The organism is Streptomyces sp. XM83C, from assembly GCF_023072675.1.
Lineage (GTDB): Bacteria > Actinomycetota > Actinomycetes > Streptomycetales > Streptomycetaceae > Streptomyces > Streptomyces thermocoprophilus.
In genome coordinates this window covers 1-10,105 of the sequence record NZ_JALLGL010000226.1, presented here as the reverse complement: position 1 = coordinate 10,105, position 10,105 = coordinate 1, and the positions used below count along the sequence as shown (strand labels likewise).

8 protein-coding genes are annotated in these 10,105 nt (G+C 72.7%); 4 read left to right on the top strand and 4 right to left on the bottom strand.

The annotated features are described in order from the left end of the window. The first annotated feature begins 127 nt into the window (after window positions 1-127). Together MTQ10_RS22295 and MTQ10_RS22290 are read left to right on the top strand one after the other, a co-directional pair. Window positions 128-2,242, top strand: coding sequence for a SpoIIE family protein phosphatase (locus tag MTQ10_RS22295; protein ID WP_247471398.1), 2,115 nt, complete (start codon window positions 128-130; stop codon window positions 2,240-2,242). 16 nt (window positions 2,243-2,258) lie between these two features. After that, the gene (locus MTQ10_RS22290) at window positions 2,259-3,122 is read left to right on the top strand and encodes an Fpg/Nei family DNA glycosylase (RefSeq protein WP_247471396.1); all 864 of its coding nucleotides are present in this window, start codon (window positions 2,259-2,261) and stop codon (window positions 3,120-3,122) included. A 105-nt stretch (window positions 3,123-3,227) separates the two neighbouring features. Here the strand turns inward: MTQ10_RS22290 and MTQ10_RS22285 are convergent, their stop codons facing one another. The 3 genes from MTQ10_RS22285 to MTQ10_RS22275 form a co-directional block, all read right to left on the bottom strand. Continuing rightward, complete coding sequence (locus MTQ10_RS22285; RefSeq protein WP_247471393.1) at window positions 3,228-3,878, bottom strand: zf-HC2 domain-containing protein; 651 nt, start codon at window positions 3,876-3,878, stop codon at window positions 3,228-3,230. 257 nt (window positions 3,879-4,135) lie between these two features. Then, complete coding sequence (locus tag MTQ10_RS22280; protein ID WP_247471391.1) at window positions 4,136-4,651, bottom strand: hypothetical protein; 516 nt, start codon at window positions 4,649-4,651, stop codon at window positions 4,136-4,138. Window positions 4,652-4,805: 154 nt separating this feature from the next. After that, window positions 4,806-5,357, bottom strand: coding sequence for a sigma-70 family RNA polymerase sigma factor (locus tag MTQ10_RS22275; protein ID WP_247471388.1), 552 nt, complete (start codon window positions 5,355-5,357; stop codon window positions 4,806-4,808). Window positions 5,358-5,577: 220 nt separating this feature from the next. Between MTQ10_RS22275 and MTQ10_RS22270 the strand changes: the two genes are divergently transcribed. Then, the gene (locus tag MTQ10_RS22270; protein ID WP_247471386.1) at window positions 5,578-6,726 is read left to right on the top strand and encodes a CapA family protein; all 1,149 of its coding nucleotides are present in this window, start codon (window positions 5,578-5,580) and stop codon (window positions 6,724-6,726) included. Window positions 6,727-6,894: 168 nt separating this feature from the next. On the opposite strand, the gene MTQ10_RS22265 is transcribed toward MTQ10_RS22270, so the two are convergent. After that, entirely contained in the window at window positions 6,895-8,325 is a 1,431-nt protein-coding gene (locus MTQ10_RS22265; RefSeq protein ID WP_247471383.1) for an amino acid permease, read from the bottom strand. A gap of 251 nt (window positions 8,326-8,576) precedes the next feature. On the opposite strand from MTQ10_RS22265, the gene MTQ10_RS22260 reads away from it, so the two are divergent. Beyond that, entirely contained in the window at window positions 8,577-10,070 is a 1,494-nt protein-coding gene (locus tag MTQ10_RS22260) for an MFS transporter (protein ID WP_247471367.1), read from the top strand. Window positions 10,071-10,105: the final 35 nt, after the last annotated feature.

Here is a 10,105-nt window from a genome sequence, read left to right as displayed (position 1 = left end):
GTGACCGGCTGCCGCCCCGCCCCAGCCACGCCACCGCCGTGCCGGACACCCCGCGGCCGTCGGCGCGAGGGTGATTCCCGCTGCCACCCAGGTCGAAGAATCGGGCATTTCCTGGCAAGGTGGGCGCATGGCTGATCGGGTTGCGAGCGCCCTGCCACTCCCGGACGACTGGCCCGCCCACCCGGACCCGATCCTGGCGCTCAACCGCATGGGCAGCTTCGACTGGGACCTCGACACCGGCCTGTTCCACATGGACCCCCAGGCCCACGAGGTCTTCGACCTGCGCCCCGAGGAGTACGACGGACACCCGGAGTCCCTCGGTGTGCGCGTGCCGCCCCCGGAGGCGCGCCGCCTGGACGCCCTGGTCGCGCAGGCCATCAAGGACGGCAGCGAGAACTACGGCACCTACTTCCGGATGCGCTGCCGTGACGGCTCCCTGCGCTGGACCCACACCCAGGGCTACATCCGCCGCGACCCCACCGGCCGCCCCCGCCGTATCGTCGGCATCGTCCGCGACGCCACCCCGGAACTGACGGAGCTGGCCGCCCGCCGTGACGAGGGCGCCCTGGACGACGACCGCAGACGGCAGACCAGCATCGTCCAGCTGACCACGGCCGCCCTGGCGCACGCCCGCACCGTCCAGGACGTCATCGACGTCCTCAAGGACACCCACGGCCTCACCCATCTGGGCGCCACCAGCCTCGTCATGGGCCTCGTCGAGGCGGGCCGTATCCGGCTCGTCGCGGAGGGCCCCGAGGGCAGCTTCGTGCCGGGCACTCGCGTCACCCGTATCGACGAGCCGTACCCGATGAGCGAGGTCGTCCGCACCCTCACCCCCCGCTTCATCGAGTCGCCGGAGGAGTTCGCCGCCCGCTACCCGATCCTGTGGCCGCATCTCACCGGCCTGAACGTCACCGCCGCCGCCTATCTGCCGCTCATCGTGCAGGCCCGCCCCATCGGCGCGATGGGCCTCCTGTACAGCAGGGACCGCCGCACGTTCACCACCGAGGAGCGCAACATCCTCCTCGCCCTGGGCAGCAGCATCGCGCAGTCCCTGCAACGGGCGATGTTCTACGAGCAGGAGAAGGACATCGCGCAGGGCCTGCAACAGGCCATGCTGCCGCGCACCATCCCCAGCGTGCCCGGCGCCGACATCGCCGTCCGCTACCGCGCCGCCGACGTCGGAGGCTCACCCGGGCGGGACATCGGCGGCGACTGGTACGACCTGATCCCGCTGCCCGGCGGCAGCCTCACCGGCGGAGGCCGTGTGGGCGCCGTCATCGGCGATGTGCAGGGCCACGACACGCACGCCGCCGCAGTCATGGGCCAGCTGCGCATCGTGCTGCGCGCCTACGCCGCCGAGGGGCACACCCCGGCCACCGTGATGGCCCGCGCCTCCGTCTTCCTGCACGAACTGGACACCGACCGCTTCGCCACCTGCCTGTACGCGGAGGCAGACCTGGACACCGGAGTCGTCCAGGCGGTCCGCGCCGGCCACATCGACCCGCTGGTCCGGGACGCCGACGGCACCTGCCGCCGCGTCCGTGTGCCGGGCGGGCTGCCGCTCGGCCTGTCCGCCGAGTTCGGCCGCCTCGACTACCCCGTCGCCACCCTCGAACTCGACCCCGGCGCCACCCTGCTGCTGTGCACGGACGGCCTCGTCGAACAGCCCGGCATCGACCTGGACGACGGCATGCGCGCCCTCGTCGCGCTGGTCGCCTCCGGTCCCGAGGACGTGGACGAGCTGGCCGACCGGTTCATCGCCGCCGCCGCCGAACGCGGCGGCGACGACGATGTCGCGCTGCTCCTGCTGCGCCGCCGGGGCCTGGACACCCCGCGCGCCGGTGGCCGCCTCCAGCAGCATGTGGCGCCCGGCGACCCCGAGGCGCTCACCGACGCCCGCCACATGATCCGCACCGCGGTGCGCGGCTGGGGCGCCCGCGACCGCGCCGACGAGATCGAACTGGTCGCCGACGAGCTGATCACCAACGCCCTGATGCACACCGAGGGCGCCGCGGTTGTCACCCTGCGCAGGCTCACCGGCCGCGCGCGCCGGCTGAGGGTGGAGGTCGAGGACTCCTCCAGCGCCCTGCCGCGCCGCCGTGAGGCCGGCGACTCGGGGGTGTCCGGGCGGGGACTGCTCCTCGTGGACCTGCTCACCGACGCGTGGGGCGTGGAGGCGCGCGGCGGAGGCAAATGCGTGTGGTGCGAGTTCGCCGTACCGGACCCGCCCGGCGACTGAGTGGCAAGCTGGACCCATGCCGGAACTCCCCGAGGTCGAAGCGCTCAAGGACTTCCTCACCGAGCACCTGACCGGGCACGAGATCGTCCGGGTGCTGCCCGTCGCGATCAGCGTCCTGAAGACGTACGACCCGCCGCCGACCGCCCTGGAGGGGGCCGAGGTCACCGCTGTTCACCGGTACGGCAAGTTCCTCGACATCGCCACCGGCGGCGGCCCGCACCTGGTCACCCACCTCGCCCGGGCCGGCTGGCTGCACTGGCGGGACCGGCTGCCCGACGGCCCGCCCCGCCCCGGCAAGGGCCCCCTCGCGCTGCGGGTCGCGCTGGAGACCGGCGCCGGCTTCGACCTGACCGAGGCGGGCACGCAGAAACGCCTCGCGGTGTACGTCGTCGACGACCCGCGGAAGGTCGAGGGCATCGCCCGGCTCGGCCCCGACCCGCTCGCCGACGACTTCGACGAGCGGCGGTTCACGGAACTGCTCGCGGGGGAGCGCCGGCAGATCAAGGGCGTCCTGCGCGACCAGAGCCTGATCGCCGGGATCGGCAACGCCTACAGCGACGAGATCCTGCACGCGGCGAAGATGTCGCCCTTCAAGCCGGCCGCGTCCCTGACCCCGCAGGACGTCCACCGTCTGTACGAGGCCCTGCGCACCACCCTGACCGAGGCGGTGGAGCGCTCCCGCGGGGTGGCGGCCGGGCGGCTGAAGGCGGAGAAGAGGTCCGGTCTGCGGGTCCACGGCCGCACCGGCGAGCCGTGCCCCGTGTGCGGGGACACCGTCCGCGAGGTCTCCTTCAGCGACTCCTCGCTCCAGTACTGCCCGACCTGCCAGACCGGCGGCAGACTGCTCGCCGACCGCAGGCTGTCACGGCTGTTGAAGTGAGAGCCGGGGCGCCGGGAGAGCCGGTCGCCGTACCGGCGGGGGCCACCACGGGCCCGGCCCGGCTCCGGGAGGGCGGGCCCGCGTCCGGTCCGTTGCGGCGGGCGGTCAGGGCGGGTCCAGCGTCACCAGGTGCTCGCCGTCGTCCGTACGGACCTCGTAATGGTCGATCTGGTCCGGGTGGAGGGCCGCTCCGCCCTGCACGGTGTCTGGGCGGGCGTCGTGCTCCTGGGCACGCCAGCTCGTCACCGTCTCCTCGGAGCCGTCCCGGCCGACCACGATCAGCCGGCAGGTCCGCGGCCCGGCGCCGTCCTTGACGGTCAGCTCCACGCGTGTGCCCCACTCCGCGTTCTCCGCGGTGACCTGTGCCCACACCCCCGAGCGTTCGTCGGTCGCGGCCACCCGCATCGGCTTCGGGCCGCCGCCCGCCGTCATGACCAGCGCGGGTCCGGCGACCGCGGCGACCAGGCACGCGGCGAGGACGTACAGCGTCCGCCGCCGGGCCCGGCGCTGCCGGACGGCCAGCTCGGCCGTGAGCCGCTCCAGCATCCGCGGGCCGGGCCGGGCCGCGGGGTGGACGGTGCGCGGTGTCGCGCGCCGGTAGAGCATCAACTGCCGTGTGACGGGCCCGAACTCGGTGACGCGGGCCGAGCAGTCGACGCATTCCATGAGGTGGTCCTCGAAGCGGAAGGCGTCCGCCTCGTCCAGCACGCCGAGCGCGTACGCGGCGACGTCGCGATGCCTCTCCAGGGACCTCATGCGCATCCTCGTGCCATTGAGTGGGGGTGGGGTTACTCCTTGCTCCCACCCGTACGCACCGGACCGCCGAATCACTCAAGTCACGCACAGAATCGCAACCAAGAGATTCGGAGCGGGGCGCTGTCCGGATTGGTCCCGCGGCCGGAAATCCCGAACATGGCCGAAACCCGTCCGGAGGCCGGGGCGATCGGCCGCCGCCCGGCCCGCCGCCACCGGCGCCGGACCGGCCCGACAGGGTGCCGGTGCCGTGAGCGTGGCTAGAACAGATGGATGGCGAGATGGCCGAGCGGCAGGCCGAGCCGCCACGCCGGCGTCCACACCTTCGGCCCGTCGTCCTCGCCGGTCACCCCCGCGCCGCCCGGCACGGCGTCGAGGTCGGGTGCGAGCAGCTCGGTCTCCTCCAGCCAGCGCCACGCCGCCGCGGCCAGATCCAGGTCGGGGGAGGGCCGGCCGGACGCGGCGGCCTCGGCGGTCAGCTCGGCGAGCCGTTCGCGCACCCACTCCTGCCACGGCTGGTCGTACGCGGTGAGCGACAGCCACATCTCCAGCTGGGTCACGACGCGGATGCCGGACAGTTCACCGTCGGTGTCGGAGAGGAAGACGGTCAGGGCCAGCGCGTCACGGCCGGCCCGGAACTCGAAGGATGTCGGCGGCATGAGGTCGCCGGTGCGGAGCAGCTCGTCCGCGATGTACTCGGCGTACAACCAGGCCATGGGGACGGTCAGTTCACCGCCGTCGGTGCCGTCCGTGCTCTGATGACCTCTGTGCAGCATCCCTTCCTGCCTTCCTCCGGTGCGTGCGCGTCGCCCGCTGCCGGGCCGGGATCCGCTTCACCGGACCCACTCCGGAACACGGATGGGGACAGCCGACTGCTCAACCATGGTCCGCAGCAAGGCGCTTTGCGAAGGTTTGACTGTCACACGCGTTTCACCGCAGGTCGGCGGCGTATCCCGGAAGGACCCGGCGCAGGGCGCGCAGCGCGTAGTACGCGCGGGACTTCACGGTACCGGGCGGGATGCCCAGGGTCTGCGCCGCTTCCGCCACGCTGGCCCCCTGGAAGTACACCAGCACCAGGACTTCACGGTGGTGCGGAGTGAGTGTCTTCACAGCCTCGCGGACATCGAGGGCGGCGGCGGCCCGGTCGGCGTGATCGGCGCAGACGGGGGCGTGGGTGTCGAGGACGGCGTCGCCGACCTCGGCGGGCCGTGCCTGCCGGGCCCGGCGGGCGTCTATCGCGAGGCGCCGGGCGACGGTCATCAGCCAGGGGCGCACGGAGTCGAAGGCGTCGGCGCGCAGGGCCTCGGGATGCTGCCAGGCGCGCACCAGTGTCTCCTGCACGAGATCCTCGGCGCGCTGCCGGTCGCCGTCGCAGAGCCGCAGCAGCAGCGCGAACAGGGGGCGGCCGTGCTCCCGCTGGAGCGCGGCGAGTTCGTGTTCGGCGGTCGTCGCCGTGGTGGTGAGAGTGGTTCCGGCCGTCATGCGCGTATGGCACCGCAGGGGCACGGTTTCGGACAGGGCGCGCACACGGCCGTGCGGCGGACGGTCGATCGCGTCGACGAACGGTTCGACGAACGGTCGTCGACCGGCTGAGAGGTCCTCGTGCGGCCACCGGACGGGTCAATGGGGCCGCCGGGTCGTTTGGGGCGCCGGTCAAACTCGTACCTATTTGTGGGTAAATATGACCGCACTGGGGTGAGTGATGATCGCACGCAGACACCAGGTGGCCCTGGCCCTGACCGCCGTCCTCGCCGCGGCCGCCGCCTGCCAGGCCCATGACCACGACCCATCCGCCGGACGGCCCGCACCCTCCTCCGCACAGCGCGGTTTCACCCTCGTCGCCTCCGGTGACGTCCTGCCGCACACCTCGGTCATCGACCGCGCCCGATTCGACGCGGGCGGCACCGGCTACGCCTTCGAGCCGATGCTCGCCGGCATCAAGCCGGTCGTCTCCCGCGCCGACCTGGCGCTGTGTCACATGAAGACCGTCTACGGCGCCGACGGCGACTACACCGGCTACCCCCTCTTCAAGTCCCCGCCCGAGATCGCCGCCGCCCTCGCCGCGACCGGCTACGACGGCTGCTCCACCGCCTCGAACCACACCCTCGACGACGGTGCGGAGGGCGTACGACGCACTCTCGACGCCCTCGACGCCGCGGGCGTACGGCACGCCGGTTCGGCCCGCACCGAGGCCGAGGCCAACTCCGTCACCCTGCTGCGGGCCGGGCCCGCCACGGTCGCCCACCTCGCCTACACCTACGGCACCAACGGCATCCCGGCCCCGGCCGGACAGCCCTGGGCGGTCGACCTGATCGACCCGGCGCGGATCGTCGCCGACGCCCGCGCCGCACGCAAGGCCGGCGCCGACGTGGTCGTCGTCTCCCTGCACTGGGGCACCGAATGGCAGGACGCCCCCGACCAGCAGCAGCTCGCCCTCGCCCGCAGCCTCACCGCCTCCCGCGCCGGGGGCCGCCCCGACATCGACCTGATCCTCGGCACGCACGCCCATGTCCCGCAGGCGTACGAGAAGGTCAACGGGACCTGGGTGGTGTACGGCATGGGCGACCAGATCGCCGGCGAGATGACCGACACCGCCGGCGTGCAGGACCCGCGCGGCAACCAGTCGACCGTCGCCCGCTTCACCTTCACCCCGCCGAGCCGGCCCGGCGGACGCTGGGAGGTGACGCGCGCCGAGTTCGTGCCGCAGATGTACGACGTCGACGCGGGCCGCGTGGTGAACCTCAACCGCGCCCTCGCCCAGGGCGCGGAGGTGCGCGGCGTCCGCGACCGCATCCGGACCGTGGTGCTCAGCCGGGGCGCGGCGAAGGACGGGCTGGTGATGGGGGAGTGACCCCGGGTTGCGGGTCCCTCGGCACCCCGGGTTGCGGGTTCCTCGGCACCCCGGGTTGCGGGTTCCTCGGCACCCCGGGTTGCGGGTCCCTCGGCACCCCGGGCCCGGGGCGCGCGGAGTCCGGGTCCGCCCGCCCGACGGCCGGGCGGGCGCCGGTCCCGGCCGCGCTCAGTCCCCGTGCGGCACCTCGGCCCGCGCCAGCACCGACCGCTTGTACGAGTAGCCGAAGTACACGACCACGCCGATCAGGAACCACACCGCGAACCGCACCCAGGTCTGCCACGCCAGGAACGTGATCAGCCAGATCGAGAAGCCGACGCCCACCGCCGGCACGAACGGCATCCACGGTGTACGGAAGGTGCGCGGCAGGTCGGGCTGCCGGTAGCGCAGCACGATCACCGCCGTGCACACCACGACGAACGCCAGCAGGATGCCGATGTTCGTCAGCTCGGCCGCCTCGCCGATCGGCAGGAACCCGGCGATCGCGGCCGACGCGACACCGACGATCCAGGTCACCCGTGTCGGAACGTGCCGCGTCGGGTGGGTCTTGGCGAACCAGGCCGGCAGCAGCCCGTCACGCGACATGCTGTACCAGACCCGGGTCACCCCCAGCATGAACGTGAACATGACCGTCAGAATGCCGATGATCGCTCCCACCGCGATCACATCCGCGAGCCCGCTCAGCCCGACCGCCTTGAACGCCGAGGAGAAGCCGCTCTCCGGGTCGATGTCCTTGTAGTCCTGCATACCGGTCAGCACCAGGCACGCGGCGACGTACAGCACCATCGAGATCACCAGCGAGTACAGGATCGCCCTCGGCATGTGCCGCTGCGCGTCCTTGGACTCCTCGGCCGCCGTCGACATCGCGTCGTAGCCGAACACCGCGAAGAACACCGTCGCCGCCCCGGTGAACGCGCCGCTCACCCCGAACGGGAAGAACGGGTGGTAGTTGCCCGTGTCGATGTGGAACACGCCGACACCGATCACCAGCAGCACCACCAGCACCTTCAGCACGACCACCACGGTCTCGAAGCGCGCCGCGTTGCGGATGCCCATGTTCAGCAGCCAGGCGATCAGCAGACACAGCAGCGCCGCGAACAGATCGACCTTGTGCCCGTCCCCCGTCCCCGGTGCCCCCAGCATCCAGTCCGGCAGATCGGCGCCCATCTCCTCGACGAGGAAACTGAAGTAGCCGGAGATGCCGATGCCGACCACCGCCACGATCGCCGTGTACTCCAGCAGCAGGTCCCAGCCGATGAACCACCCGGCGAACTCGCCGAGCACCGCGTAGCCGTACGTGTACGCGGACCCCGCCTTCGGGATCAGCCCCGCGAACTCGGCGTACGACAGCGCCGCCGCAGCGCTCGCCACACCCGCGATCAGGAACGACACCAGCACCGCCGGTCCCGCCTTCTCGTTGGCGACCGTCCCCGCGAGCGTGAAGATGCCCGCGCCGATGATGCCGCCCACTCCGATCGCGGTCAGCTGCCACAGGCCCAGCGAGCGCTCCAGCCGTGTGCCCTCACCGACCTCGGTCTCCTCGATGTGCTCGATGGGTTTGCGGCGGAGAATGCCCTCACCCATACGGAGCCCGGCCATACGCGTCACCTCTTCGCGATCGGCAAACGGCTGACGGCGGATCATGATGACGCAGCACACCCCCGCAGGGAAGACGCCACGCACCGATGCGGCCAGGCGCGTCGGCCCGTCGCCCGGACGCCCGTGGAAGCAGCGGGCCGGCCCACGCGCCCCCCTGTCAGCGGCTCCGATCAGGTGAATTCCTATTCACTGATAAGGTGAATGGAAATTCACCTCCCTGTTCCTGTCCTTGGTCCGCCGCTGGAGTGCGCATGGCGTCGTCCGCCCCGACACCCGACCCGACCCCCCGTGCCGCCGCCGGAGTGCGCTCCCGGCTCACGATCCCGGTCCTGGCCTACGGCGGCATCCTCATGGCGGTCATGCAGACCGTCGTCGTCCCCCTCCTGCCCGACCTGCCCCGCCTCACCGGGGCCTCCCCGGCGGCCGTCTCCTGGATGGTCACCGCGTCCCTGCTGGCCGGCGCCGTCCTCACCCCCGTGCTCGGCCGCGCCGGCGACATGTACGGCAAGCGCCGGGTGCTGCTGCTGTCCCTCGCCCTCATGACCGCCGGGTCGGTGATCTGCGCCCTCACCGCCGACATCGGCCTGCTGATCACCGCCCGCGCCCTCCAGGGCGCCGCCGTCTCCGTCGTGCCCCTGTCGATCAGCATCCTGCGCGACGAGCTGCCCCCGGAGCGGCGCGGCTCCGCCATCGCGCTGATGAGCAGCACCGTCGGCATCGGCGCCGCACTCGGCCTGCCGGCCGCCGCCCTGGTCATCCAGTACGCGAACTGGCACACCATGTTCTGGGTCACCGCCGTCCTCGGCACCGCCGGCATCACCCTGATCGGCTGGGCCGTACCCGAGTCGCCGGTGCGCGAGCCGGGCCGGTTCGACGTCACCGGCGCCCTCGGGCTCGCCGCCGGCCTGGTCTGCCTGCTCCTCGCGGTGTCCCAGGGAGGCGAATGGGGCTGGGGGAGCCCCACCGTCCTCGGCCTGTTCGCCGGGGCCGCCGTCGTCCTCGCCCTGTGGTGGCGCCACCAGCTGCGCGCCGCCCGCCCGCTCGTCGACCTGCGGCTGGTGTCCGACCCGCGCGTCGGCCTGTCCCACGTGGCCGCCCTGCTCACGGGGTTCGCCTTCTACGCCAACACCCTCGTCACCGCGCAACTCGTCCAGGCCCCCGAGGCCAGCGGCTACGGCCTCGGCCTGTCCATCGTGCAGACAGGCCTCGTCCTGCTGCCCAGCGGCATCTGCATGCTGCTGCTCTCCCCGCTCGCCGCCCGCATATCCGCCGCCCGCGGACCGAAGATCACGCTCGCGCTGGGCGCCGCCGTCATCGCCGCCGGCTACGGCGTGCGCATCGCCGACAGCCGCTCCCTGCCGATGATCATGATCGGCGCGACCGTCGTCTCCATCGGCACCACCCTCGCCTACACGGCACTGCCCGCGCTGATCCTGCGTGCCGTGCCCGCGACCCAGACCGCCTCCGCCAACGGCGTCAACGTCCTGATGCGCACCGTCGGCCAGGCCGTCTCCAGCGCCGCCGTCGCCGCCGTACTGGTGCACCACACCAGCCTCGTGGGCGGGCTGCCGCTGCCCACCCTGCACGGCTACCTCACCGCCTTCGGCATGGCCGGCACGGTCGCTCTCGTCGCCTGCGCGGTGGCCCTGCTGATCCCCGCCGCCCCGGCCACCGACACCGACCCCGCCACGGCGGCGACCGGCGTCCGCCGCGCGGCCGACGGAGCCGCGATGGAGGAAGCGTGAGCACCCGGAACCCGCCGCAGACCCCCGCCCCCGAG

What these genes read in the sequence shown, in the direction of transcription:
- MTQ10_RS22295 (WP_247471398.1), top strand. Translation starts at nt 128, where the DNA reads ATGGCTGATCGGGTTGCGAGCGCCCTGCCACTCCCGGACGACTGGCCC.
- MTQ10_RS22290 (WP_247471396.1), top strand. Translation starts at nt 2,259, where the DNA reads ATGCCGGAACTCCCCGAGGTCGAAGCGCTCAAGGACTTCCTCACCGAG.
- MTQ10_RS22285 (WP_247471393.1), bottom strand. Translation starts at nt 3,878, where the DNA reads ATGAGGTCCCTGGAGAGGCATCGCGACGTCGCCGCGTACGCGCTCGGC.
- MTQ10_RS22280 (WP_247471391.1), bottom strand. Translation starts at nt 4,651, where the DNA reads ATGCTGCACAGAGGTCATCAGAGCACGGACGGCACCGACGGCGGTGAA.
- MTQ10_RS22275 (WP_247471388.1), bottom strand. Translation starts at nt 5,357, where the DNA reads ATGACGGCCGGAACCACTCTCACCACCACGGCGACGACCGCCGAACAC.
- MTQ10_RS22270 (WP_247471386.1), top strand. Translation starts at nt 5,578, where the DNA reads ATGATCGCACGCAGACACCAGGTGGCCCTGGCCCTGACCGCCGTCCTC.
- MTQ10_RS22265 (WP_247471383.1), bottom strand. Translation starts at nt 8,325, where the DNA reads ATGGCCGGGCTCCGTATGGGTGAGGGCATTCTCCGCCGCAAACCCATC.
- MTQ10_RS22260 (WP_247471367.1), top strand. Translation starts at nt 8,577, where the DNA reads ATGGCGTCGTCCGCCCCGACACCCGACCCGACCCCCCGTGCCGCCGCC.